This window comes from Streptomonospora salina (assembly GCF_014204715.1).
GTDB lineage: Bacteria > Actinomycetota > Actinomycetes > Streptosporangiales > Streptosporangiaceae > Streptomonospora > Streptomonospora salina.
This window is the reverse complement of sequence record NZ_JACHLY010000001.1, coordinates 3,298,635-3,322,875: the sequence shown is the minus strand read 5'-3', so window position 1 is coordinate 3,322,875 and position 24,241 is coordinate 3,298,635. Positions and strand designations below refer to the sequence as shown.

22 protein-coding genes are annotated in these 24,241 nt (G+C 73.6%); 16 read left to right on the top strand and 6 right to left on the bottom strand.

All coding sequences use genetic code 11. The annotated features are described in order from the left end of the window. Window positions 1–43: 43 nt before the first annotated feature. Window positions 44–715, bottom strand: coding sequence for a response regulator (locus HNR25_RS15170; RefSeq protein WP_184636062.1), 672 nt, complete (start codon window positions 713–715; stop codon window positions 44–46). A gap of 80 nt (window positions 716–795) precedes the next feature. After that, complete coding sequence (locus HNR25_RS15165) at window positions 796–2,022, bottom strand: ATP-binding protein (RefSeq protein WP_184639344.1); 1,227 nt, start codon at window positions 2,020–2,022, stop codon at window positions 796–798. A gap of 304 nt (window positions 2,023–2,326) precedes the next feature. On the opposite strand from HNR25_RS15165, the gene HNR25_RS15160 reads away from it, so the two are divergent. From HNR25_RS15160 to HNR25_RS15135, 6 genes are all read left to right on the top strand, one after another. Then, window positions 2,327–3,961, top strand: a complete 1,635-nt coding sequence (locus tag HNR25_RS15160) for a PspC domain-containing protein (protein WP_246463675.1) — start codon at window positions 2,327–2,329, stop codon at window positions 3,959–3,961. Next, window positions 3,948–4,181, top strand: a complete 234-nt coding sequence (locus HNR25_RS15155; RefSeq protein WP_184636058.1) for a hypothetical protein — start codon at window positions 3,948–3,950, stop codon at window positions 4,179–4,181. Before HNR25_RS15160 ends, HNR25_RS15155 begins: the two co-directional genes overlap by 14 nt. 187 nt (window positions 4,182–4,368) lie before the next feature. Next, window positions 4,369–4,941 carry a (2Fe-2S)-binding protein gene (locus HNR25_RS15150; RefSeq protein ID WP_184636056.1) on the top strand — a complete coding sequence of 191 codons (573 nt, stop codon included), beginning with the start codon at window positions 4,369–4,371 and terminating at the stop codon, window positions 4,939–4,941. Then, the gene (locus HNR25_RS15145) at window positions 4,938–7,337 is read left to right on the top strand and encodes a xanthine dehydrogenase family protein molybdopterin-binding subunit (protein ID WP_184636054.1); all 2,400 of its coding nucleotides are present in this window, start codon (window positions 4,938–4,940) and stop codon (window positions 7,335–7,337) included. The genes HNR25_RS15150 and HNR25_RS15145 overlap by 4 nt, the downstream gene beginning before the upstream one ends. Then, window positions 7,334–8,185, top strand: a complete 852-nt coding sequence (locus HNR25_RS15140; RefSeq protein ID WP_184636052.1) for an FAD binding domain-containing protein — start codon at window positions 7,334–7,336, stop codon at window positions 8,183–8,185. Before HNR25_RS15145 ends, HNR25_RS15140 begins: the two co-directional genes overlap by 4 nt. A 183-nt stretch (window positions 8,186–8,368) precedes the next feature. Continuing rightward, window positions 8,369–9,271 (top strand): SRPBCC family protein, encoded by a 903-nt coding sequence (locus HNR25_RS15135; RefSeq protein WP_184636050.1) that lies wholly within the window; start codon window positions 8,369–8,371, stop codon window positions 9,269–9,271. A 325-nt stretch (window positions 9,272–9,596) separates the two neighbouring features. On the opposite strand, the gene HNR25_RS15130 is transcribed toward HNR25_RS15135, so the two are convergent. From HNR25_RS15130 to HNR25_RS26565, 4 genes are all read right to left on the bottom strand, one after another. Further along, on the bottom strand, window positions 9,597–10,397 hold the full coding sequence (locus HNR25_RS15130; protein WP_184636048.1) for a hypothetical protein: 801 nt from the start codon (window positions 10,395–10,397) through the stop codon (window positions 9,597–9,599). A gap of 7 nt (window positions 10,398–10,404) precedes the next feature. Continuing rightward, window positions 10,405–11,208 (bottom strand): radical SAM protein, encoded by an 804-nt coding sequence (locus tag HNR25_RS15125; RefSeq protein ID WP_246464366.1) that lies wholly within the window; start codon window positions 11,206–11,208, stop codon window positions 10,405–10,407. Window positions 11,209–11,397: 189 nt separating this feature from the next. After that, window positions 11,398–11,676: a hypothetical protein gene (locus HNR25_RS15120; protein WP_184636046.1), complete on the bottom strand. Its 279-nt coding sequence runs from the start codon at window positions 11,674–11,676 to the stop codon at window positions 11,398–11,400. After that, window positions 11,673–12,233 carry an ATP-binding protein gene (locus HNR25_RS26565; protein ID WP_281387748.1) on the bottom strand — a complete coding sequence of 187 codons (561 nt, stop codon included), beginning with the start codon at window positions 12,231–12,233 and terminating at the stop codon, window positions 11,673–11,675. Before HNR25_RS26565 ends, HNR25_RS15120 begins: the two co-directional genes overlap by 4 nt. A gap of 368 nt (window positions 12,234–12,601) precedes the next feature. Between HNR25_RS26565 and HNR25_RS26855 the strand changes: the two genes are divergently transcribed. The 10 genes from HNR25_RS26855 (at window position 12,602) to HNR25_RS15070 (ending at window position 24,238) form a co-directional block, all read left to right on the top strand. Then, the gene (locus tag HNR25_RS26855) at window positions 12,602–13,024 is read left to right on the top strand and encodes a Scr1 family TA system antitoxin-like transcriptional regulator (protein WP_312862556.1); all 423 of its coding nucleotides are present in this window, start codon (window positions 12,602–12,604) and stop codon (window positions 13,022–13,024) included. A 32-nt stretch (window positions 13,025–13,056) separates the two neighbouring features. Then, window positions 13,057–13,245, top strand: a complete 189-nt coding sequence (locus HNR25_RS15105; RefSeq protein ID WP_184636040.1) for a DUF397 domain-containing protein — start codon at window positions 13,057–13,059, stop codon at window positions 13,243–13,245. 121 nt (window positions 13,246–13,366) lie between these two features. Then, window positions 13,367–13,792 carry a replication initiator gene (locus HNR25_RS27075; RefSeq protein ID WP_376767506.1) on the top strand — a complete coding sequence of 142 codons (426 nt, stop codon included), beginning with the start codon at window positions 13,367–13,369 and terminating at the stop codon, window positions 13,790–13,792. Window positions 13,793–13,952: 160 nt separating this feature from the next. Then, window positions 13,953–14,318 (top strand): hypothetical protein, encoded by a 366-nt coding sequence (locus HNR25_RS15100; RefSeq protein WP_184636038.1) that lies wholly within the window; start codon window positions 13,953–13,955, stop codon window positions 14,316–14,318. A gap of 93 nt (window positions 14,319–14,411) precedes the next feature. Next, window positions 14,412–16,568: a serine/threonine-protein kinase gene (locus tag HNR25_RS15095; protein WP_184636036.1), complete on the top strand. Its 2,157-nt coding sequence runs from the start codon at window positions 14,412–14,414 to the stop codon at window positions 16,566–16,568. A gap of 522 nt (window positions 16,569–17,090) precedes the next feature. Further along, window positions 17,091–17,468, top strand: coding sequence for a hypothetical protein (locus HNR25_RS15090; RefSeq protein ID WP_184636034.1), 378 nt, complete (start codon window positions 17,091–17,093; stop codon window positions 17,466–17,468). 108 nt (window positions 17,469–17,576) lie between these two features. After that, the gene (locus HNR25_RS25375) at window positions 17,577–19,298 is read left to right on the top strand and encodes a serine/threonine-protein kinase (protein WP_312862555.1); all 1,722 of its coding nucleotides are present in this window, start codon (window positions 17,577–17,579) and stop codon (window positions 19,296–19,298) included. An 86-nt stretch (window positions 19,299–19,384) separates the two neighbouring features. Then, window positions 19,385–21,040 carry a serine/threonine-protein kinase gene (locus tag HNR25_RS15080; protein ID WP_184636032.1) on the top strand — a complete coding sequence of 552 codons (1,656 nt, stop codon included), beginning with the start codon at window positions 19,385–19,387 and terminating at the stop codon, window positions 21,038–21,040. Continuing rightward, window positions 21,037–21,732 carry a hypothetical protein gene (locus tag HNR25_RS15075; RefSeq protein WP_184636030.1) on the top strand — a complete coding sequence of 232 codons (696 nt, stop codon included), beginning with the start codon at window positions 21,037–21,039 and terminating at the stop codon, window positions 21,730–21,732. Before HNR25_RS15080 ends, HNR25_RS15075 begins: the two co-directional genes overlap by 4 nt. Before the next feature lie 340 nt (window positions 21,733–22,072). Then, window positions 22,073–24,238 carry a serine/threonine-protein kinase gene (locus HNR25_RS15070; protein WP_184636029.1) on the top strand — a complete coding sequence of 722 codons (2,166 nt, stop codon included), beginning with the start codon at window positions 22,073–22,075 and terminating at the stop codon, window positions 24,236–24,238. Window positions 24,239–24,241 lie beyond the last annotated feature (3 nt).

Below are 24,241 nucleotides of genomic sequence, written 5' to 3'. Positions count from 1 at the left end.
GCGAGCGCGCAGCACCGGCGCCGCGCGCAGGCCCGGGTCCGGGTCATACGAGCTTGCGCGCGGTGGCCCACCGGCTCAGCTCGTGGCGGTTGGACAGCTGGAGCTTGCGCAGCACCGAGGACACGTGTGTCTCGACGGTCTTCACCGAGATGAACAACTCCTTGGCGGCTTCCTTGTAGGCGTAGCCGCGCGCGATGAGCCGCAGCACCTCGCGCTCGCGCTGGGTGAGGCGATCGAGCTCGGGGTCCATGGGCGGGGCGTCGGTGGCGGAGAACGCGTCCAGCACGAACCCGGCCAGGCGCGGGGAGAACACCGCGTCGCCGTCGGCGACCCGCACGATGGCGTCGGCGAGTTCCCGCCCGGAGATGGTCTTGGTGACGTAGCCGCGCGCGCCGCCGCGCACGACCCCGATGACGTCCTCGGCGGCGTCGGACACCGACAGCGCGAGGAACGTGACGTCGGGCTGCTGCGGCAGGACGCGGCGCAGGACCTCGCTGCCGCCCCCGCCGGGCAGGTGGACGTCCAGCAGGACGAGGTCGGGCCGCTTCTCGGCGATGGCCCGGACCGCGCTGTCGACGTCGCCGGCCTCGCCGATGACGTCCACGGCGTCGCCCAGCTCGCCGCGGACACCGCTGCGGAAGAGCCGGTGGTCGTCCACGATCACGACGCGGGGCGCCGCGCCGCTTTCGGCGAAGGTCGTGTTCTCGTCATCCACACCACGGACTCTACCCACAGCGCCCCCGGATCAGGCGGATCTGCCCGGGTCCGGCCAACCGGTGCCCGGTCCGGCGGCCGTCAGGCGGCGGAATCCTGTTCGCGCGGCATCCGCAGCTGGACCTCCGTGCCCTCGCCGGGTGCGGTGCGGATGCGGGCGCTGCCGCCGTGGCGCTCCATACGCCCGAGGACGGAGCCGCGCAGGCCCATGCGGTCTTCGGGCACGGTGTCGAGGTCGAATCCGGTGCCCCGGTCGCGGACGAAGACGAGCACCTCGTCGGGGTCGACCTCGCCGAACACCGAGATGGAGTCGCTTCCGGCGTACTTGGAGGCGTTGACCATCGCCTCGCGCGCCGCGCGCAGTTCGGCGTGGACGCCGTCGTCGATGGGGCAGTCGCCCACGCACACCACTTCGATGGGCACGCCGTGGGCCTCCTCGACCTCGGCGGCCACCCGCTCCAGCGCGGGTTTGACCGTGGTTTCGGCGTCGGCGGGCCGCTGGTAGAGCCAGCTGCGCAGGGCGCGTTCCTGTACCCGCGCCAGCCGCTGGACCTCGCGGGGGTCGTCGGCTTGGCGCTGGATGAGGGTGAGGGTGTGCAGCACGGAGTCGTGGATGTGGGCGGCCAGTTCTGCGCGCTCCTGGCTGCGGATGCGCCCACGGCGCTCCCGGTCGCGCTCGCGCACCAGGCTCACGATCCACGGCGCGGCGATCAGGCTGATCCCGGCGATGATCGTGGCGGCGAAGGTGAGCCCGGCGCGGGCCTCGGTCAGCTGCTGCTGGAAGGCGAGGAATCCGATGGCGCCGGTGACGACGAGCAGTACGCCGACGCCGGTGCGGGCCCAGCTCTTTCCGCTTTGGCCCAGCACCCGGGTGGACATCCACTCCTCGCGCAGCGCCGGATTGGCCTGCTGCCACAGGATGGTGGCGCCGAGCGCTCCGAAGATGACGAACCACAGCACCGGCTCGAACCAGCCGCCGAAGAGCAGCGCGAGCATGCCCAGGCCGCCGGCGAGGGCGCAGTAGGCCAGCAGCTGGCTGATGTCGCGGCCCTTGCGTCGGGCGGTGTCCTCGGCCGTGCCCTCGGCGGAGGGCACCGCGTCGCCCGGTGCGGTTTCCGCGTCCTCCCCGGTCTCCTCCGCGACCGGGACGAACAGCACGAGGACGATGTAGACGGCGACCCCGACCCCGCCGAAGCACAGGGCGAGCAGCGCCAGCCGGGTCACGACCGCGTCGATGCCCAGGTGCCGGGCCAGTCCTGCGCCCACGCCCGCGACCAGGCGCCCGTCCCGCGGGCGCACCAGCGGCATCCGGGGCTGTCGACCCACCGATTCGGTCACCCTGTCCGCGCCTTCCCCTACGACCTGCTCCGCGCGCCGCGTGCGGGCGCGCGGGGGCGGCGCCGGGCGTCCCGCTCGCGGCGGAACGCCTGAGCGCGCCCGTGCATCCAGGATGCCCCGGCCGGGGGCGGAGCGGCATCAGGGACCCGCCCCGGGACTGCGGGCGGCACCCCTCAGGGTGGCGTCAGGGGCGTTCCCGATGGGCTCGGGCGCAGGTGGAGGGGCAGGATGGAAGCATGCGGCAGATCCGTCGGGCGAGGGTGGCACGAGAGCGTTGAACGAAAGCGGGCACGGTGCCGGTGGCGACCCGGCGCGCGGTCCGGGCGAGGCGGCCCCCGCGGCCCCCGCTGCCGACGGGGCCGGCGGGGCCGCGGCCGGGGCGGTGCCGCCGACCGCGGGCGTCTCCGGCGACGGCCCGGAGCTGATCCGGGAGAACGACCGCGGCCTCGTCACGGGGGTGTGCGCCGGGCTCGGCTCCTACACCGGAATCGACCCGATCGTATGGCGGGTGGGGTTCGCTATAACCGGCCTCGCCGGGTTCTCGGGTGTGCTGCTGTATGTCGGCGCTTGGATGGCGATGCGCGACGCCGGACGCGGACCGGCGATGTTCGAACAGCTCCTGAACCGGCGCATCGCCGACCGGGCGGTACCGGCGCTGCTGGGGCTGGGTCTGGCCGCAGCGGTGGCGCTGAGCCTGATCGGCGGCGTGGGCTGGGGAACGCTGGTGCTGGCGACCCCGCTGATCCTGGGGGCGCTGGTCGCCCACAACAGCGGCGTCGACCTGCGCCGGACCTACCGCGAGCTGCCGGGGCTGCTGAAGTCGGACGAGCCTCCGCCGACGACACCCGAACCCTCTCCCAAACCCGCGTACTACAACCCCGCCCAGCCGTGGTCCCGCGCGCCCGCCGGACCGGTGGATCTGGCGGTGGTGGCCGTCCCGGATCGCGGCGGCGCGGATTCCCCCGCGGAAGGCGCTCCGGAGAAGGCCGAAGACGCGGCGGAGGGCGCGCCGGAGAAGGCCGAGGACGCGGCGGAGACCGGCCTCCCCCGGAGCGCCGGCGGTACCGGCGCCCCGGGCGGACCGGGCGCCCCGGGCGGGCCGGGCGGGCCGGGGGGCGCCGACGGCGCGGACGGGACCGTCGGCGCCCCCGCGGACACCACGTCCGAGCCGTGCGCCGACGGACGCCGGCGGCCCGGGCGCCCCAGCGGGCGGGAACGGCGCGACGCACGCGGCCTACGCCTGCTCGGCATCGTGGGGTGGGCTATCCCGGCGGCGGCCGCGATCACGATCGGCACGTCCGCTAAGCCGCCCCTGGAGGCCCTGTTCGGACCGAGCACCGGTTTCCTCTTTCTCGGGAGCGTCGTCGTGATGATCGGGATCGCCGCCGTGGTCGGGGCGTGGGTCGGCGACCCGCGCGGGCTGATGACCGCCGGCACGCTCGCGGTCGTGCTGCTGATGGCCTCGGCCGCGGTGGACCTGACGAGCCTGAACCTGGGTTCGCCGCAGTGGCGCCCCACCTCCGTAGCGGCGGCTGAACGCACCTACACGCTGACGGGCGGCCAGGCGCGGCTCGACCTCACGCGCGTGCCGCTGGAGCCGGGCGAGCGGGTGGAGGTCGGTGCCGAAGTGGACTTCGGCTCGCTGACCGTGCTCGTGCCGGCGGAATCCCGAGTGCAGGTGCGCAGCCGCGCGTCGTTCGGGGAGGTCCGCATCGACGAGACCGTGCGCTGGGGCACGGGGTTGGACGTGCGCCGCACGCTGGAGCCCGAGGGGGCGGCGGACTCGGGCGGCGGCGGACGCCGGACCGACGGGGCCGGAGGCGGCTCCGTGTCCGACGACCCCCCCACGCTCGTCGTGGACCTGGTTTCGCGCATCGGTGACTTGGGGGTGCGGCGTGCGGCGTCGTAGAACGGACTGGGGATCGCTCGTCGCGGGTGTCCTGTTCATCGCGCTCGGGGCCGCGTTCATCGTGGCCGGGCCGTCGCGCTGGGGCCTGGACGCGCTGTGGGCCGTGCCGGTGCTGGCGGTGGGCCTGGGGGTGGCCGGGATCGCCCGCGCTCTGGCGGCCTCGCGCAAGCGCCGGGAGCTCCCCGAGGGCGACGGCCGGGATCCCGGTTCCGGCCGGTGAGCGCCGCCGGCCGACACGCCGCCCGCGCGGCGCGGCCGGAGCGCGTCCGGAGCGGGCCGTGGCGCGGCCTTTGAACAAGAAGTTGCGCTAAGGGGCCTGGATAGCCCTGACCCGGTGTTCTACCGTGGTCGGACCTCCCACGACCAGTAGTTCTGAGGTGGCCACTACTTGAGGAGGTCTTGGCCCCATGCCACATATCCGCGTAACCGTCGACGGCGTCAGCTACGACGATCAGGTCGAAGCGCGCCGGCTCCTCGTCCACTATCTACGTGAGGAACTGGGCAAGATCGGCACCCCCGTCGGGTGCGACACCACCAACTGCGGCGCCTGCACGGTCCTGATGGACGGGCACTCCGTGAAGAGCTGCTCGGTCCTCGCCTGCCAGGCCGACGGCCACGACGTCACCACCGTCGAAGCGCTGGCCGCCGACGGCGACCTGCACCCGATCCAGCGGGCCTTCCACGAATTCCACGCGCTGCAGTGCGGCTACTGCACGCCGGGGATGATGATGGCGGCGCTGGACCTGCTCCGCGACAACCCCGATCCCAGCGACGACGAGATCCGCCAGGGTCTCGAAGGCAACATGTGCCGGTGCACCGGCTACGTCAACATCGTGCGGGCGGTGCGCGAGGCCGCCGCCGCGATGAGCGAGACGGCCGCGGCGCCCGAGTCCGAGCCGCGCGCCACCGGGGTCCCGCCCCAGATGGTCCGCGAGCAGGAGCCGGCGCCGCACGCGGCGAGCGGAGGTGCGTCGTCATGACTATGGCACCGGAGTCGGGCACCGACCAGATCGGCAGCCCGCGCCTGCGCAAGGAGGACGCCCGGCTGATCACCGGGCAGACCGAGTGGACCGACAACATCCGGCAGACGGGCATGCTGCACGTCGCGTTCCGGCGCAGCCCGCACGCCCACGCCCGCATCGTTTCCGTCGACACCTCGGCGGCACTGCAGCAGCCCGGTGTCGTGGCGGCCTACAGCGGGGCCGACTTCGCCGCCGAGCAGGGCAGTCTGCCGTGCGCGTGGCCGGTGACCGAGGACATGCTGCTGCCCGACCATCCGCCGATGGCGGTGGACGAAGTCCGCTACGTCGGCGAGGCCGTGGCGTGCGTGGTGGCGCGCGACGCCTACGCGGCCGCCGACGCGCTGGAGGCGCTGGACGTCGAGTTCGAGCCGCTGCCGGCCGTCATCGACATGGAGTCGGCGCTGGCCGAGGACAGCCCGCTGGTGCATGCGGGTTCCGGCCAGGGCCAGGGCGCCAACAAGGCGTTCGAGTGGCCGATGGCCTCGGGCGACGTCGACTCCGCGTTCGACGGGGCCGATGTGGTCGTGACCCGCCGCTACCACCAGCAGCGGCTGATCCCCGCGGCGATGGAGCCCCGTTCGGTGGTGTGCCGCCCCGACGGCGACTCCTTCACGCTGTGGTCGGCCACCCAGGTGCCGCACATCGTGCGGTTGATGCTGGCGATGTCCACCGGGGTCCCCGAGCACAAGATCCGCGTCATCGCACCGGATGTGGGCGGCGGATTCGGGTCGAAGCTGCAGGTGACCGCGGAGGAGGTGCTGGCGCTGCTGCTGGCGCGGCGGCTGCGCAAACCCGTGAAGTGGACCGAGACCCGGACCGAGGGGTTCCAGACCACCCACCACGGGCGCGACCAGATCCAGGACGTGTCGATCGCGGCCGATTCCGACGGCCGCATCCGCGGTCTCAAGGTGGATCTGCTGGCCGACATGGGCGCCTACATGATGCTGGTGACGCCGGGCGTGCCGATCCTGGGCGCGTTCATGTTCCCCGGCATCTACAAGATGGACGCGTACGCGTTCCACTGCACCGGCGTGTTCACCACCAAGATGCCCACCGACGCCTACCGCGGCGCGGGCCGCCCCGAGGCGACCTACGCCATCGAGCGGATCGTCACCGAGCTCGCCGAAGAGATCGGGATGGACCCGATGGAACTGCGGCGGCGCAACTGGATCACGCACGAGGAGTTCCCGCACACCGGCGTCGCCGGGCTGACCTACGACTCCGGCAACTACGAGGCGGCCACCGACCGGGCGGTGGAGCTGTTCGACTACGACGGGCTGCGCGCCGAGCAGCGCCGGCGCCGCGAGAGCGGCGACCCGGTGCAGCTGGGGATCGGCATCTCCACTTACACCGAGATGTGCGGGCTGGCGCCCTCGCGGGTGCTGGGGCAGCTGTCCTACGGCGCCGGCGGCTGGGAGAACGCCTCGGTGCGGATGCTGCCCACCGGCAAGGTCGAGGTGGTGACGGGCACGTCGCCGCACGGGCAGGGCCACGTCACGTCCTGGAGCCAGATCGTCGCCGACCGGCTCGGGGTGCCGTTCGAGGACGTCGAAGTGCTGCACGGCGACACCCGTGTCGCGCCCAAGGGCATGGACACCTACGGGTCGCGCTCGCTGGTGGTGGGCGGAACGGCGGTGGTCGAAGCCTGCGACCGGGTGCTGGACAAGGCGCGCCGACTGGCGGCGCACATGATGGAGGCCGACGAGGGCGACCTGGAATTCTCCGACGGGCGGTTCACGGTGCGCGGCACCGAACGGCCCTCCACGAGCATGCAGGAGGTCGCGCTGGCGGCGTTCGCCGCACACGACCTGCCCGAGGGGGCGGAGGCGTCGCTGGACGCCGACGCCACGTTCGACCCGGAGAACTTCTCCTACCCGCACGGCACGCACCTGTGCGCGGTCGAGGTCGACACCGAGACCGGCGACGTGTCCCTGCGCTCCTACACCGCGGTGGACGACGTGGGCACGGTCGTCAACCCGCTGATCGTGGACGGGCAGGTGCACGGCGGGCTGGCGCAGGGCATCGCGCAGGCCCTGTTCGAAGAAGCCGCCTACGACTCCGACGGCAACCTCGTGACGTCGACGATGGCCGACTACCCGGTGCCGACGGCGGCGGACCTGCCGGACTTCACGCTCGACCGGACCACGACGCCGGCGACCACCAACCCGCTGGGCACCAAGGGTGTCGGGGAAGCGGGGACGATCGCGTCCACCCCGGCGGTGGTCGGGGCGGTGGTCGACGCGCTGCGGCCGTTCGGTGTGCGGGACCTGCGGATGCCGTGCACACCGCAGCGGGTGTGGCGGGCCGTCGCCGAAGCGCGCGAGGCCGGCCGGAGCGAGGGAGGACAGCGATGATCCCGGCACAGTTCGACTATGTGCGCCCCGGCGACGTCGCCGAGGCGGTGCGGGTGCTCTCCGAATGCGAAGAGCCCAAGGTTATGGCGGGCGGGCAGAGCCTGACGCCGCTGCTGCGGTTCCGGCTGGCCTACCCGGACGTGGTGGTCGACCTCGGCGGGCTCACCGAGCTGCGGGGCGTCACCGACGAGGGCGACCGGCTCAGGATCGGTGCGATGACCACGCACGACGAGGTCATGCACGACCCGCTGGTGGCCGAGCACTGCCCGCTGCTGACTCGGGCGACGCGGACGGTCGCCGATCCGGCGGTGCGCCACCGGGGCACGCTCGGCGGGTCGCTGGCCCATGCCGACCCGGCGGGCGACCTTCCCGCGGTCGCGCTCGCGCTGGATGCGGAATTCCTGATCAGCGGCGAGGACGGGGACCGCGCGGTGCCGGCCTCGGAGTTCTTCCAGGACTACCTGACGACGGTGCTGGATATCGGCGACGTGCTCACGGCGGTGCGGTTCCCGAAGATGAGCGGATGGTCCGGCCACTACGAGAAGTTCTCCCAGACCGCGCAGGCCTGGGCGATCGTCGGCGTCGCGGCGGCCGTCCGGCTCGACGGCGGCGACGTCGCCGAGGCGCGGGTGGCGCTGACCAACATGGGCAGTACACCGATCCGCGCCCGCGGGGTGGAGGAGGCGTGCCGGGGCGTCCCGGCGCGCACCGACACGCTGCGGGAGGCCGCCCAGTCGGCCGCCGCGGACACCGACCCGCCCAACGACCTCAGTGCACAGGCCGACTACCGGCGCCACCTGGCCCGTGTGCTGACCGGACGAGCGCTGGCCGCGGCGGCCGGGGCCTGACCCGGCGCCGGGCGGGAAGCCCGGTCGGCGGCGCGGCGGGCCGGCTGCGGCCGGCCCGCTTTTCGCCGGTGACCGCGGGTGGCCCCGCGCCGACCGGGTAGTAGCCGGGGCGGGGCGCCCGCGCGGGGCGGCCGAAGGTCCGGAGCCGACGACGCCGAACACGCGAGGAAGGCGGCACTGCGAATGAGCACGCGGTTGAACAACCGGTTCACGGTTCCGGTGCCTGTGGACCAGGCCTGGGACGTGCTGATGGACGTCGAACGGGTCGCGCCCTGCATGCCGGGCGCGACGCTCGAATCGACCGAGGGCGATTCCTTCACGGGCAGGGTCCGCGTCAAGGTCGGACCGATCGCGGTGACGTACCGGGGTGAGGCGTACTTCACCGAAGTCGACGCCGAACAGCGGCGGGTCGAGCTGCACGCGGGCGGCAAGGAGTCGCGCGGGTCCGGCACGGCTTCGGCCACGGTGACCGCTCGCCTGTACGAACAGGACGACGGCACCACCGAGGTGACCGTCGACACCGACTTCACCGTCACCGGCCGCGTCGCCCAGTTCGGGCGCGGCGTGATGGCCGACGTCAGTGCCAAGCTGGTGGACCGCTTCGCCGAGAACCTCGCCGTGGAGCTGCAGGGGCGCGCACCCGAGCAGATCGGTGCGGGCGGCGGAAGCGCCGAGGCCTCCGCGGACCGGTCCGGGGGCGGCGAGGGATCCGGCGCCGCGGCGGGCGCTGCGGCGGGCACCTCCGCCGGGGCTGCGGGCGCCACCGGCGAGGCGGCCGCCCCGGCCGACGCGGTCGTACCTCCGCAGGCCGGCGAACCCCGGCCGGGCAGCGGCCACGGCGGCGGAGCGGAAGGACAGGACGAGGGGGACGGGGCGCCGGAGGACCGCACGAGCACGGGTTCCCGGCCGAGTTCCGACATCCGTTCGGACCGGCCGCGCGACGACAGCATCGACCTGATGTCCACGGTCGGGCTGCCGGTGCTCAAGCGCGCGCTGCCGGTGGCGGGTTCCGCGGCGCTGCTGGGGATCGTGTTCTCCTGGTTCCGCAGGCGCAGGAAAGCGAAAGGCGCCCGAGACGGCACCTGACGGGCTGCCGGGATGTCGGGGTATCCGGCCGCGCACAGCGGGCGGATACCCGCTCCCGGCGGCCGGACGGCCCGGCGGCGGAACCCTCCGACCGGGACAACCGTGGTTAGGCGGGGTAGTGGTCGACGTGGTCGACGTGGTCGACGTGGTCGACGTGGTCGACGTGGTCGACTACCACCCCTCTGACGTGCGTATACCCGGTCTGAGCTGGGAGCGCTCGCGCGGTTCGCGGTGGCTGGTGCGGATGGCGTGTCGCAGGGGTGGGCGCGGTCAGGCACAGCCGCTCAGCCCCAGCGGGCCAGATGTTCAGCCAGTGCCCTCCTCGCTATGCGGGCACCGAGACGTTGCGGTAGTCGGCCCACGTCTCGACGGCGGCCACCATCGCTTTGCGCCACTGCGCCGGGTCGCACTCGGCAAAGGCCCGATACATGCGCACCGTGGCCGCGACGAATACGGCGATGGCGGCACTGTCGGCGCTGGTCCAGGCGTCGCACTCGTTCGCCCAGGCATCTGCGTCCGTCGGGCTGTGTCCGGCCGCAACGAGTTGGACCAGGAAGGACGCCGGGTCGATGAGTGCGGCGCCACGCGTCGGCCATGACCAGTCCACAGCCCAAGTCCGGCCTCCGCCGACGATGAAGTTGTTCGGGTTGAGATCGGTGAACAAGAGGGTGTCACCGCGAAGGTGTGCGGCTTCGGGCTCATCGGCCGTGAAGCGGTCCCAGCGGGTCTCTTCCCAGTCCCGTGCCATGTCGGGCAACGGGAGGCGCCGTATGCGGTTCAGAAGCTCCACGACGGCGGGCAGATCAGGCGAACCCGGCGTGAAGTCGGCCGTCCGGCCCTGGATGACCTCGAACCCGAGGACGGTCCACGCGTCGTCTTCCGCCTGCCACAGCACGGCCGGGGAAAGCGGTTGGACGTAGGGGTTGATGAGCCCTTCCCGGACCAGAGACGCCCGTTTGCCGCCGGGCCGGTTCGGGACCGCCTTCACGAAGAAGGGGCCTTTCTCGCATTCGATCACGGCCGTGACGTCGGCGCTGTGGCCGAGCTGGGCAGGGCGGATGTCCGAAACCTCGCCGGTATGCGGAGCGATCAGCGCCCGGAGTTCCGGCCCGGGAAGGTCATTCATCGAGTCCTCAGTTCCTCGGGTTGCATCCGCTCAGCGGGCCGCCGGGAGAGCATTCCGCATCGGGGTCGCAGGCGTCCGACCCCGCGGCTACGTCGCGGATCGACGCGTTGGCCCGGCCCATGGCGGGTCCGGCCACGATAGCGCCCAGAGCGGCGTCGTGGACGCTGCCCACAGACATCCAGGTGGAGAAGACGCACGGGGAAACCTCCCCGGTCGGACTGACCGATGCCTTGCCCGTCCCACAGTCGCCGCACAGTCGCGACGCGTCGGGTTCCTCGTCGCCGCCGCCGCGTCCGAACGGGCGGATGTGGTCGACGTGGATTCGGGATACGCCCAGCGATTCCAGATCGCGGCGGGCCTCCTCCACGCGTTGGTTGTCGTGGGTCGCGACGATGCCGGCCCGGAGCGGGATGCCCCGACGTAGGGCCTGTGCGATGTTGTCGCGGGTCCGGGCGTGGCTTCGCCGACCGGTCACGGCGTTGTGCTCCTCGGCGTCGTCGGAGTAGTACGACGTCGCCAGGGACAGGCCGGGCCGGGTGAACAGGTGCCAGAGTTCGGGCGTTACGTGAACGAGGTTGCTGAACACCTCGACGGACAGCCCGTGTCCCAGCGCGAGGCTCGCCAGGTCGCGGAAGCTCGGGTGTGCGGTCGGCTCACCTCCGATGAACTGAACGCGGCGGACGTTGCATGCGGCGGCCTCGTCGATGACCCGCGCCCAGTCGTCTCGGGTCATGGTGCCGTGGCTGCCGGTGGGGCCGGAGTCGTTGTAGCAGTGGGTGCACTCCAGCGGGCATTTGCGCGTGAGGTCCAGCCAGAGTGTGTCCAGGGGGGGTCGTGGTCGTCTGCTCGGGAAGAGTGGAGGTCATTCCTCGTTCCTCTCGCTGTGATGACCGGGGCCGCGACGCGGGGATGGCAGCGGCGCGGTCCCGGCGGCCGGACGGCCCTCGTCGCGCCCGGCCGGTGCGCTCGGCCGGTGCGCTCGGTCTCTCGGCGGTGTGGGCTAGTTCGGGTGCTGGGTGTCGTGCCAGTGCTGCCAGGCGGTTTCCTGCTCCTCCAGCCACGTCCAGAGTTCGGCCGCGCTCAACCCGCCCGCGTGCCGGTCGCGCACCCCGTGGCGGGCGGCTGCGGCAGGTGCGGGCCGGCGGCGGGTGGCGGTCCAGTACCACCCGCCGGGGGTGGGTTCGCACTCGATCCGCCAGGTGGCGCCGAAGCGGTGGTTGAGGCATCCGTGGGGGTCGTAGCCGTCGGGGCCGAGGTCGGTGTAGGGGAAGCCGGTCACCGGAGGCGCCCCTCTACCGCGCGGGCGCCGGCACCGTTGGCCGTACCGGTCGGCGCCGGGGCGAGGCTGAGCGTGAAGACCATCCCGTTGCCGGTGGGCAGTGGTTGCCAGGTATCGGCGAAGGCGTCGACCAGAGCCAGGCCGCGCCCGTGGTCGTCGGTGATCGAGGTTCGTGCGCGCTCGGGCCGGGTGGTGGTGCTGCCCGCGTCCTGGACCGCCACGGCCAGGGTGTGCCGGTCGGCGTGGACGTGGACGGTGAAGGTGGAGCCGGGGGCGCCGCTGGCGGTATGGGCGAGCGCGTTGGTGGCGGTTTCCGACAGCAGCAGCACGGCTGTGGCGGTGGTCGCGTCGGGGATGCGCCCGGGGGGCGGGTGAGGGTGTCCTCCAGCCAGCGGCGGGCGGTGCCGACCTGGTCCGGGGTACCGGGGAAGGTGCGGGCGACCAGGATTCCGGGGGCCGTGGTCGTCATCAGCGCACTCCCGCCGTGGTGGGGCCGGGTGGGCCGGGTCGGGGCGGGTGGCCAGCAGTCGCCGGGTCGCTGCCCGCAGGTCGGCCATGTCGTCGGCGGGGGCGGGCACGGGGGGGCTCGGGGGCGGGCTGCATCGCCAGGTACGGACGTGCCCCGCGCGGGCGGCGGACGCGGCGGGATCGGGCACCGGGCGCGTAGGGGCGGGTGCGGGCCGTTGTGCGGGTGTCGGGGCGGCTAGAGTTGCGCATGGGTCTCCACCTGCTTGGTCCAGGTCGGGGATCAAGGCCCTGTCCGGTGCCCGCGAAGCATCGACAGGGCCATTTTGCTCGCAGCCCCGAGCCTGACGTGGAGCGGAGTCAGGATAAAGGGAGTCGGTCAATCCTCTGAATAGCTCCGAAGGAGCACCGAAGATCACCGGAATCTATCCGGAGAGATAGGCGGCACCTATGGTGAGATGTGCGTGTGAGGACATCCAAGCCCGATGAGAGGGCACTCCGCCGCTATGGACAGGAAGTCCGCCGCCTGCGCCAAGAAGCTGAGATGACGCTTGACGCCCTTGGGCGTCGCATCGAGTCTTCGCGGACCCAGCTCTCCGACATCGAACGTGGCGTAGCGAAGTCATCCGCGCGCTTGCGTCATGCGTTGGACGACGCAATAGGCCACGGCCGCCTGAATCGCCTCTGGGATGATCTGACGGGCGAGGGGAAAGAAGCCTGGCGCTATGAGGTCGCTGAGCTGGTGGACAGCGCAACTGCGATCTATGAGTACCAGATTATGGTGTTTCCGTCGCATTTGCAGACGGAAGATTACGCACGTGTACTGGTGCGATACGGAGCCCCCTGGCTTTCGCGGGAAGAAGAACCCGGACGAGACACTTGAGGCACTGCGCAAGGAGATTAAGAGGTTGGATCATGGATAAGCTTCGTAGTGGCTGGCACAAGAGCAGCTACAGTGACGGCGGCTCCAACTGCGTCGAGGTACGGGAACACGTCGCAGGTGCCAACGTCCGCGACACTCAGAACCGGGAAGCTGGGGCTCTTGCGCTGCCGTCTGAAGCGTGGGCGGCGTTCATGGCGGCCGTGCGGTCGGCGGAGCTGTAACCCACCACTTTCCCCGTGAGGCTGCACCCCCTTCGGCTTCGGCTGAGGGGGTTTCGTCATGTCGGGGCATGTGCGGTGATCGGATCGGGTTCGCGCGGCTCCGGAAAGGCTGTCGCTGACCATGAGTGCGGGTGTTCGACGGATCGGGGGTGTCGGGTTCGCCGGTTGCGGAACGGGGGCGGTGTGGATCTGTCGGCGTGTATGCGGGGTACTGGATCGGGTGGAAGCGGCGGAGTATCCCGCCGGGCGGCACCAAGTCGAGCGGAGGGGCCACTGCGCGGCGCCGGCGTGTATGCGGGGCTCGGCTGCGGCGGTTGACGGCACTACGGGTGAGGTCCGAGCCAGGTACTCCTCGACCGACCAGCCGGACGGGACGCTTCTGGTGGCGTGCGGGGATCGGCGGGCGCGGGATGTAGACGCTGTCGCTGGGACCATCCCCGCGTGCACGGGGAGCACACTAAACGACCTGCGCCTTCGCCAACCCTATAGATCGGTGATGGGGGAAGGTCCGAGCCGAGTGCGTTTCGGCCGGACGGGCATCCGGTAGGGCGGGCGCCGCATGGCCGGAAACCCCGCCGCCGGTGACACCGCAGGCCGGCGGCAGAGGGTTCCGCCGTGACCGGATCCGGCACCGGACCACGCGTCGACACCGCCCGGAACATGGGGCAGCCTGTCCGCGAGGCCGCCCGACTCGAAAGGCGATCCCCATGCGTGCACTCGCTCGCGCGGCTGCCGTCGCAGCCGCCGCAGCGGCGCTTTCGGCCGCTCCCCTCACCGCCGCAGCCGACGACTCGCTGACGCCGCGACCGGCGGAATGCGAGGCGGGCATCTGCGGATTCACCGGATACGGCTACACCGGCGAGACGGTCCCGCTGCCGGCGGGATCCGGATGCGTCGACCTCAAGGCCCCGATCCGATCGATCACCAACACCTACGGCAGCCCGGGCATCCCCGCGGTCGCCACCGTGTACTCCGACCGCGGCTGCGCCGGAGACGTCGTCGCATCCGTCGGCCAGGAGCAGTCCGACCCGATGATCACACCGGACGGAGCCAGCGTCTCCCTGGTCTGGTAACCGCTACGACCGCCGTCCGCCGGGGCTCGACCGCCGCCCCGGCGGACACGCCTGAACGTACCCCGCCGATCAGCGACGAGAGCGAACAAACGAATGAGTGCCCAGCCCGGATCCGATCCGCCCCTTCCCCCGGAGCTGGGGCCGACGTCCCCCGGCGATCCGCAGCGGATCGGGCCCTATACCGTCGTCGGCCGGCTCGGGGCCGGCGGCATGGGAACCGTCTTCGGCGCACTCGACGACTCCGGCACCTGCATCGCCGTGAAGGTGATCCACGAGCGCTACGCCGGCGACGCCGCGTTCCGATCGGCCTTCGCCCGCGAAGTCGATCTGATGCGGCGCGTCCAGGGCGTCTACACCACCGCCGTCCACGCGGCCGACACCGACGCCGCCCGGCCGTGGGTGGCCACCGACTTCGTCCCGGGCGCGACTCTGCGCTCCCATGTCGAGCAGCAGGGGCCGCTGGAGCCCGACATGCTGTTCGCGTTCGCCGCCGGCACCGCCGAGGCGGTCACCGCCGTCCACGCCGCCGGGATCGTGCACTGCGACATCAAACCGGGCAACGTCATGCTCACCCCCGAAGGACCGCGGATCCTGGACTTCGGCATCGCGCGCCCGATGAGCCGCAGCGACGCCGACCGCGCCGACGGCCGGGTGTTCGGATCGCCGGGCTGGGTGAGCCCGGAGCGCTACCGGGGGGCCGAACCCGAGCCGCCCGCCGACGTCTTCGCGTGGGGCTGCCTGGTCGCCTACGCCGCTTCCGGCCGGCCGCCGTTCGGCCGCGGCGACGCGACCGAGCTGCGGCGCCGCGTGCTGGAGACCGCCCCCGACCTCGACGCCGTGCCCGGCGAGCTGCGGCCGATGGTCGAACTGGCCGTCGCCGCCGACCCCGCCGCCCGCCCCACGGCCGAGAGCTCCTACCGCGGGCTGGTCGACTTCTCCACCCCCGACGACACGTCGAACGTGCAGACCGGCGACCTGGTCGGCCGGCTGCGCGACCTCGTTTCGCGCAGCTGGCACGGCATCGACGCCAGTTGGCACGACCCGGCGCTGTGGGTGGCCGCCGTACCGGCACTGGGTGCCGCGGGCGGCACCGCGGTGGCCGCGGGGGCGGGTGCGGGTGCCGCCGCCTCCGGCGCGGCGGGTACGGGTGGCGCCGCCGCCTCCGGCGCGGCGGGTGCGGGCGGCGCGGCCGCCGCCACGGGCATGGCGGCGGGCACCAAGATCGCGGTCCTCTCGGCATCGGCGGTGCTCGTCGTCGGCGCGATCGGCACCGGCGGGTACCTCACCGTCGACGCGCTCGCGGAGTCCGACACGGCTGAAGCGGCGCCGAGCCCGTCGCCGTCGCCGTCCCCGACTCTGGGGCCGCCCGAGGAGATCGTCGCCGGGATCGTCGACGCGCTGGACTCCGCGGACAGCTACAACGCCACCCGGGAGCTGCGCCCCAGTGAAGGGCTCCGCGGCTGGGACGAGTACACTCTCGCCACCGTCGAGGGCGCACCCGTATTCCATTCGGTCAGTATCGCCGGAGTTCCGGATTCGCCCGAGGCGGCCATGGACCGGATCTACCGGCCGGAGCGGGACCGGCTGATCGAGCGCTCGTGGACCGGGTCCGATTTCAGCGGCTCCTATACCGCCGCGACCGGGCCGATGGACGCGAGCGTCGCGTCCATGCAGTCCCGACAGGCTGTGCTGACGCCGTTCGAAAGCCTGGCCGACTCCATGGAGGTGGACGGGCGCGCCGCGACCGGTCTCGACGGGACCCCGGCGGTGCGGATCGCCGGCACGTTCGACCTCGCGACTCCGGGGACCCCGGGCCAGTCGGGGATTCCCGGGTTGGAGTTCGAGCTGTGGACGGCGATGGACGGCCTTCCGCTGCGGCTCGACTACGTGTTCGAGTCCGACGACCCTCTCGCGGGGTCGGAAACCACGTGGCACTATTCCGGGTTCGACGGTCTCGACACCCGCCTCTGCGGAACCGTCGGCGGCGTTCCCCGCGTCGACCGCGCCCTGCTGGTGCCCACCGTCGGGGAGACCGACTGCGGCGAGGCGCGCTCGGCGGTCGAGGAGTATCTGGACATGCCCGACGGCGAGAAGGAGGGAACCGGATACATCGCCGAGGTCGGCGGAGGGTGGACCTGCGGCCTGAGTACGACGGCGGAGGTCCGGGAGCGCTACAGCGAAAGCGCCGGGGGCTGCTACGCCGGGGATCTCGGAGCCCGGGAGCGGGTCGACTTCATCCGCATGGACTGACGCCTGCGCGGAGGCGGAGCCGGATGCGCCTGTGGCCGGAACCGGCATTCGCCCGGCATCGCGTCGACACGGTGCCCCTCCTGCGGGACGCTGGCGGTGCCCCCGGATGAAGGCGCCACACATGGGCGGTCCCGTGCGCATCGGCGCGGCTCCGGGGAAGGCTGCCGGCCACCGCGGCCGGCGGCCTTCCCCGGCGGCCGACGCGTCCGCACAGCCGTCGGCACCCGAGCCGTCAGGAGATCTCCGTGCCCTCTGCGCATGCCCCGCGCTTGCGATACCACCACGCCGCCGCACCCGTCGCGCTACTGGGCGCCCTGTCCTTCCTCCCCTCCTCGTGCGGGGGAGGCGCCACCGATCCCGAACCCGCCGGATCGCCTTCCGGAAGCGCCGAATCCCCCCGCCGGCGGCGGAGGGGAACAGGACGCCTCCGCCGCGCCCTCCGCCGCGCCGATCGATCTGGCGCAGAGCGCCGAGAACCCGCCGTGGCGCAGCGAGGTCGGCACCGGCTCCCAGGGAGGCCTGGTGATCAGCGACTACGACGGCGACACGCTCCACACCCGCGCGGGCTTCGATTCGGCCACCGCCGACGGTGTGGAGTTCTTCGTCCGCTTCGCCTGGAACGCGGCCGAACCGACCGGCGAGATCTTCCACAGCCAGCTCTATGCGGAATCCGGGGGCGAGCGCTACACCACCGGCGAAGAGGGGGTCATGACCTCCTACGCCACCGCCCAGGGCGGAAGCGAGACGGTCATCGAGCCCCCCTTCGTGCTGCGGGGCGCACCGGAATCGGGCGCGGTCTTCTTCCAAGGCCCGGACTACGGCACCGACGGAACGGGGATGCCGCCGCTGGGCGTGTGCTGTGCGGCCGGCGGCGCGTTCACCACCGAGGGCTGTTCCTGACAGCCCTCGCGCGGCCGCCCTCCGAAGCGGTCGCGCGGCCCCGCCGGCCCGGCCGCACGAGCGGGGCCGGCACCGACGCAGCACCCACGCAGGACCACAGGAGCCCCCGTGTCGTCTCAGGAGCCGCATCCCGCACTGCCGCCCGGCCTGGAGCCGCTCGCCCCCGGCGATCCCGCCTACATCGGCCGCTACCGCGTGGCGGGCCGGCTGGGAGCGGGCGGCATGGGCGCGGTCTATGCAGCCGTGGACGAGCACGACCGGTGCCTGGCAGTCAAGGTCGTGCACCGCGAATACGCGGCCGATCCCGTCTTCCGCGCCCGCTTCACCCGTGAAGTGGAGCTGGTCCGGAGGGTCGCGGCCTTCTGCACCGCCCGGTTCGTGGCCGCCGACGCCGCCGCCGACCGGCCGTGGCTGGCCACCGAGTACGTTCCCGGGCCCACCCTGCGGGCCCGCATCCGCGAACACGGGACCCTGTCGGGCGGCATGCTCGTCGGCCTCGCCGCAGGCGTGGCCGAAGCCCTGCACGCCATCCACGCCGCCGGCATCGTGCACCGCGACCTGAAACCGGGCAACCTCATCCTCGCCCCCGACGGTCCCAAGGTGCTCGACTTCGGCATCGCCCGGGCCGTGGACGAGAGCGGGATCACGCACACCGGCGGCTTGGTCGGCTCACCCGGCTGGGTGGCGCCCGAACGCTACGAGGGTGCCGACGCCACGCCGCTGTCGGACGTCTTCGCGTGGGGAGGTCTGGTCGCGCTGGCGGCGACCGGGCGCAATCCCTTCGGCACCGGCCAGGCGGACATGATCGCCTACCGCACGCTGCGGGAGAGCCCCGACACCGACGGGGTCCCCGAGGAACTGCTCCCACTGGTGCGGCGGGCGCTGTCCCGCGACCCCGCCGACCGCCCGGAAACGGGCGAGCTGCTGCGGGCCCTGGCCGCGCTGTCGGAGTCGACCGCGGTGGAGTCGGCGGCCGACGAGGAACCGACACAGCTGGTGACCCGGCTGCTGCGCAACGAGTGGCGCGAGACCTCCGGGCCCCGGCACGACCCGGCCTCGTGGGCCTCCCTCGCCCCGCCGCGGCGCAGGCGCCGGCGGACGCCGGTACTGGCGGCCGGCGCCGCCGTCGCGGTTCTGGCCGCCGGCGGCGGCGCGGTCCTGTGGTCGGCGGGTCCCCCGTGGTCGCAGGCGGCCCCGGAGCCGGACGGCGCGGACGGAGGATCCGGCGGCGGGCAGCAGGGGCAGAGCGCCGGCGCGGACGGGGCCGCAGGGGAGGGCGCCGCAGGCGCGGGTGCCGCAGCGGAGCCGAGCGAGTCCGAGGTTCCGGAGTGGATGGAGGGCGAGGAGTCGCTGACCGCCGAGGCCCCCGGCATCTTCCTTTCCGAGGCCGAGGGCCGCACGGTCTACGAGGTCACTCTGGACGGCGTGGAACCGACGGGCACGGGACTGGAGTTCAGCGGCACCGCGCGCTACTCGGGCGGCTCCGGGCAGCTGATGCTGAACACGGACACCTTCTACGTGCCCGACCGCTCGGCCGTGGCGGAACTGGCGCCCGACGCCGGCGACGTCCCGGAGTCGGCACGCACCTACCCGGCGTCCTCGGGCGAGATCGCCGCCCTCTCCCCGGACAGCCCGGAACAGGAGTTCGCGTTCACCATCCCCGGTATCGCCGATCCGGGCGCGATCGTGTTCGACGCGGGCGGCGACCGGCACAATCCGCACCTGTGCTACCGGACGGACCGCATCTACGAGAGGACCGAGACGAACTTCCTGAACAACCACTGGCGCGCGTGGGACATGTGCACCGACGGCGACGACGACTACGACTGACGCCGCGGATACCCAGGCCCTGCGGCTGAAGCGGTCCGGCGGCCCGCGGCGCGCCCGGCCGCCGACACCCCCGACGAAGAGGACCGATGACACTCACCTCCGTCTTCACCACAGGTCCGGTGCCCGACCGGCTCACGCCCCTGTCCGGCGACGACCCGCGGGTGATCGGCCCCTACCGGATCGCGGGCCGGATCGGCTCCGGCGGCATGGGCGCGGTCTACGCCGCCGTGGACGGCTCCGGCGCGTGCGTGGCGGTCAAGGTCGTGCACAGCGAGCACGCCGCGGACCCGGACTACCGGGCGCGCTTCGCCCGCGAGGTCGACCTGCTCACCCGGGTGCGCGGAGCGTGCACGGCCGGGGTCCGTGCCGCCGACACCGCCGGCGGCACGCCGTGGCTGGCCACCGAATACGTGCCCGGCAAGACGCTGCGCGAGCACGTGCACGACGAGGGGCCGCTGGGGCAGGGGATGCTGCTGGCGCTCGCGGCCGGAATCGCCGAGGCGCTGGTCGCGGTGCACGGCGCGGGGATCGTGCACCGCGACCTGAAACCCGGGAACGTCATCCTCTCCCCCGACGGGCCCAAGGTGCTGGACTTCGGCATCGCCCGCGCGGGCGACGAGACCGCCGTCACCGCCACCGGTGTCCTCGTCGGCACGCCCGGCTGGATCCCGCCCGAGGTGTACCGCGGAGCCGAGCCCGATTCCCGCGCCGACATGTTCGCGTGGGGCGGGTTGATCGCTTTCGCCGCGGCCGGACGCAACCCCTACGGCACGGCGGCACCCGACATCCTGGCGTTTCGGGCCATGGAGGAGCGGCCCGACCTCGACGGCGTCCCCGCGGACCTGCTGCCGCTGGTGGAGCGGGCGATGTCGGCGGACCCCGCGCAGCGCCCCGCGGCGGCCGAGGCACTGCGGGCCGTCGGGGGCCTGTGGGAGCGCCGGCGGGCGGGACCCGCCGCTGCCGGCGACGGCGCGGAGGACGGCGCCGCGGCGGGCGGCGAACCCGCGCTGACACGGCTGCTGGAGACGGAGTGGACGGGTGTGCTGCCGCCCGCGGCGGCCCGTCCGGCGACCGGCGTGCCGAAGGCGCTGGTAGCGCTCGCGGCGGCGGTCAGCCTCGTGATCGCGGTCACCGTCGGATATGTCGCCCGGGGCGTCGTCGCCGAGGACCGCTCCTGGATCACGGGCGAGGTTTCCGCCGGCGGCGGCACGGCAGAGGGGCGGGACGCCCAGGGCGGGCCTGCGGACACGGGCGGCGGCGGAGGCGGCCAGGGCGGCGCGGAAAGCGCGGACGGCACGGCGGGCGCCGGCGACGACGGACGCTCCGCGACCAACGGTCCCTACGTGACCGCCGTCGACGGCGACGACACCTTCGTCCTGACGAACGAAGGCCGAGTCACCTGGACGATCCAGCTGATCGGCGCCGCAGCGGCGGACGACGGCGTGCGCTTCACCGCGATCGCCGGGTACCAGGGAGTGCGTGCCGCGCAGCTCGTCGCCGAACAGTTCGCGGTCTCCTCCGGCGGCCGGGACTACCCCGCCCGGGACGAGAACCTGACGAACTACCTCGACGCCTTCCAGGCCTCGGATACGGTCTCGTTCTCCGTCCCCGGCGCCCCCGATACCGGGCGGCTCAGCGTGCGGGGCGCCCAGTACACCGAGGGCGGCCCGGGGGCTCCGCCCATGAGCGTGTGCTACGAGGTCGCAGACGGATTCTCCGCGGACACGGAAAGGTGCGGATGACGATGGCGCCGATGCGCTCACCGTGGACGGCCGCCGCGACAGCGGCGGCGGCGGGCGTCGCCGCCGCCGGGCTCGCCGCGGGCGGCGGTTACGCGCTCCGGGCCGCCACGGCCGGCGGCGTCGACCCGCTCCCGGCGCCGACGGCGTCGGACCCGCCGGCCGCTACGCCGGGGGAGGACGGAGCGGGCGCGAGCGCGGAGGCCCCGGCACCGCTGGGCAACGACGCCGGGCTCACCTACACCCGGATGGACGGCGCTTCCTACCTGCGCGTCGTAGACGGGCAGGCGGTGGCACGGATCACGCCTACCGCGGCGGAATCCGACGGCGACGCCGTCACGGTCGCGTTCGAAGGCGAGTACCTGGCCGACGGCGGCGAACTCGTCCTGGAACCCGGCCAGTTCTTCCACTACCCGGGGGGCGGCGCCCCTCAGCCCGACGGAATCGACCGGTCGACCGTGTTCGCCGCCGGTGACGCTCCCCTGGCCACGCTCGCCCCCGGCGACGCCGAGCAGGAGTTCTCCGCCACCCTCGAAGGCGCGCCCGACGCCGGCGCGATCAGCTATTTCGCCGAGACCGACCAGCAGGAAGACCCCTACTACCGCCTGCCGGTCTGCTACCGGGTGGGCGGCACGTTCACCGCCGAGCGGGAGGAGTGCGAGCAGGTCCCCCGTCCGGACGGCAGCGGATCCTGACCCGGCGGCGGGTGCCCCGGGCGGCACCTGCCTCGCCGCGGGGGCGACTCAGCGAATACCCTGCCTCGCGGGGAATGCCGGTGTCCTCGCCGCCGATGGGGCACGCCCCCGTCGGCACACCCCCGGCACGGGTTCCGCGGCTCGGGCGTCCCCCCGCGGGCACCGGCGCCGCTTCCCCCGCGGCCGGCGGCCACCGCCGCCCGCTCCCGCAGGCCCCGAGTTCCTGCGGTCCCTCTGCCCCATCCCCACCACGGCTCCCTCGGCCGCCCCGCCCGCCGGCGGTTCCGGGAAGCCGCGACAGCAAGCCGGACGCCGGCTCGCAACCAGAAAGAAGCGAAGTATGAGCGCGCAGACCGGGGCCGATCCCGCGGCCCGCCCCCCGCACCTGCGACCTCTGGCCGCCGACGACCCGGCGTCCGTCGGTCCCTGCTCGCTGTCCGGCCGGCTGGCCGAAGACGCCTCCGGCGTCGTCTACTACGCCGCGGGAGCCGACGGCTCCCCCGCCGCCGTGCGGGTGGCGGGGGAGGCGGACGCCGGCGACGCCGGGCACCGCGCCGCGGTCGCGCAGCGGGTCGCCGCCGTGCGCGGCCTCGCCGGCGTGTGCGTACTCCCCGCCCTCGCCGCCGACACCGACGGCGACCGCCCCTGGCTGGCCACCGCCTACCCGTCCGGTCCGACGCTGGGCTCCCGGATCGAGGAGAGCGGACCGCTGTCGGGCGCGGCCCTGATCGCGCTCGCGGCCGGAACGGCCGAGGCGCTCACCGCCGCCGGGTTCGCCGGAGCCGCCTACGGCGCCGTCGCACCCGGCGACGTCGTTCTGGCGCCGGACGGCCCGCGCATCCTCGGCCTCGACGCGGTCGGCGGCACCGGCGGATCGGGGCTGGCCGCGGCCGGGGAATCGCTGGAGGACTCCGCATGGGCCGGCCCCGAGACCGCCGACGCCGCGGGACCGTCCGCGCCCGGCGACGTCTACTCCTGGGGCTGCCTCGTCGCCTACGCGGCGACGGGCCGCCACCCGTTCCGGCCCGCCGGAGCGGGCGGCGCCGACGATCCGGCCGAGGTCCACCGCCGCGCCCGCGACGGAGCCCCCGACCTTTCCGGGGTCCCCACCGAGCTCGCGCCGCTGATCGAACTGGCGCTGGCCGCCGACCCCGGTGCCCGCCCGACCGCCGAGAGCGCCTACCGGGGACTGGTGGCCTACGCCTCGCCCGACGACACGTCCGGGATCGCCACCCGCGACTTGGGCGCGAGGCTGCGCGGAATCCTCGCCGACGGCTGGAGCGGCGCCGGTGCGCGGCCGGCGGTTGCGGAGGCCGGAGGGGCCGAGGCCGGGGAATCCGGGGAATCCGACGGGGCTCCCCCGGCCCCGGGCACCGCGGCACCCGCTCTCGCCGGTCCCGAACCCGCCGGGACCACCGGGACCACCGGGACCACCGGGACCACCGGGACCACCGACGACGGTATCGACGGGACCGATGAGACACCGTCCGCAGGGCGGCCCGGAGCCCTGCCGACGGCCATCGTGACGGCGTCGAGCATGGCCGCGGCCATCGCGATCGGTGCGGCGGGCTTCCTCACCGCCGCCGCGTTCGCCGGCGGCCCCGGGGCGGCCCCCGAATCGTCGTCCGCACCCGAGTCGCCGTTCGGCACTGCCGACGAGGCCGTCGCCGAGGCGGCCGAGAAACTGCGGACCGGCGAGAGCTACCGCGCCGTCGCCGACGTCGGCGGCGCCGGTGCTGTCCGGCACCGGGAGTACATCCTGGCCGAACCGGACGGCGACCCGGTCTTCCAGTCCCGCACGCTGGAAGGAGATCCGGAGCAACCGGCGGCCGGGAGCACGGCTCGGATCCACCGTCCCGACACCGGGCTGCTCATCAGCCGCGACTTCGGCGGCGGCTCCCAAGGCCGCTACCACTCCGCTTCGCCGTCCGCCGCGGAGACCGCGTGGGGCGACTCCCGAGCCCCGGTCCTGGACCCCTTCGACGCGCTCGCGGACACCATGCGGGTGGACGAGCGGATCGAAGGCGAACTGAACGGCACGACCGCACTCCACGTCAGCGGGACGTTCACGGCCCCGGCGGAGGGCACGGAGCACACCGGGGCGCCCTTCGAGCTGTGGACCGGGGAACCGGGCCACCCCCTGCGGCTGACGTACACCGCCGGCGGCGCCGAGTACGAGTGGACGTTCTCCGGGTTCGGCGGCTTGGACAGCCGCATGTGCGGCGCGGTCGACGGCGTCCCCGACGTGGAGCGCGCCCTTCTGGTGCCCACGCTCGCCGACACGTCCTGCGAAGACGCCCGGACGGCGGTGGAGGACTACCTGGCGATCCCCGAGCCGCAGCAGCAGGCGCAGAGCTATGTCGCCGAGGTCGGCGAATGGACGTGCCGCCTGCTGCCCGTCCCGGACGGCGACGCCGGGACCCGCGGCTCCGGCGCCGACGCGGGCGCCTGCTATCGCGGCGATATCGGATCGCCCGAGCGCGTGGACCTGGTCGTCATGGACTGACGG

Coding starts and splice junctions, on each gene's coding strand:
- HNR25_RS15165 (WP_184639344.1), bottom strand. CDS start 2,022: ATGCCGCTGGTGCGCCCGCGGGACGGGCGCCTGGTCGCGGGCGTGGGC.
- HNR25_RS15150 (WP_184636056.1), top strand. CDS start 4,369: ATGCCACATATCCGCGTAACCGTCGACGGCGTCAGCTACGACGATCAG.
- HNR25_RS15145 (WP_184636054.1), top strand. CDS start 4,938: ATGACTATGGCACCGGAGTCGGGCACCGACCAGATCGGCAGCCCGCGC.
- HNR25_RS15140 (WP_184636052.1), top strand. CDS start 7,334: ATGATCCCGGCACAGTTCGACTATGTGCGCCCCGGCGACGTCGCCGAG.
- HNR25_RS15135 (WP_184636050.1), top strand. CDS start 8,369: ATGAGCACGCGGTTGAACAACCGGTTCACGGTTCCGGTGCCTGTGGAC.
- HNR25_RS15130 (WP_184636048.1), bottom strand. CDS start 10,397: ATGAATGACCTTCCCGGGCCGGAACTCCGGGCGCTGATCGCTCCGCAT.
- HNR25_RS26565 (WP_281387748.1), bottom strand. CDS start 12,233: ATGGCCGACCTGCGGGCAGCGACCCGGCGACTGCTGGCCACCCGCCCC.
- HNR25_RS15105 (WP_184636040.1), top strand. CDS start 13,057: ATGGATAAGCTTCGTAGTGGCTGGCACAAGAGCAGCTACAGTGACGGC.
- HNR25_RS27075 (WP_376767506.1), top strand. CDS start 13,367: ATGAGTGCGGGTGTTCGACGGATCGGGGGTGTCGGGTTCGCCGGTTGC.
- HNR25_RS15100 (WP_184636038.1), top strand. CDS start 13,953: ATGCGTGCACTCGCTCGCGCGGCTGCCGTCGCAGCCGCCGCAGCGGCG.
- HNR25_RS15095 (WP_184636036.1), top strand. CDS start 14,412: ATGAGTGCCCAGCCCGGATCCGATCCGCCCCTTCCCCCGGAGCTGGGG.
- HNR25_RS15080 (WP_184636032.1), top strand. CDS start 19,385: ATGACACTCACCTCCGTCTTCACCACAGGTCCGGTGCCCGACCGGCTC.
- HNR25_RS15075 (WP_184636030.1), top strand. CDS start 21,037: ATGACGATGGCGCCGATGCGCTCACCGTGGACGGCCGCCGCGACAGCG.
- HNR25_RS15070 (WP_184636029.1), top strand. CDS start 22,073: ATGAGCGCGCAGACCGGGGCCGATCCCGCGGCCCGCCCCCCGCACCTG.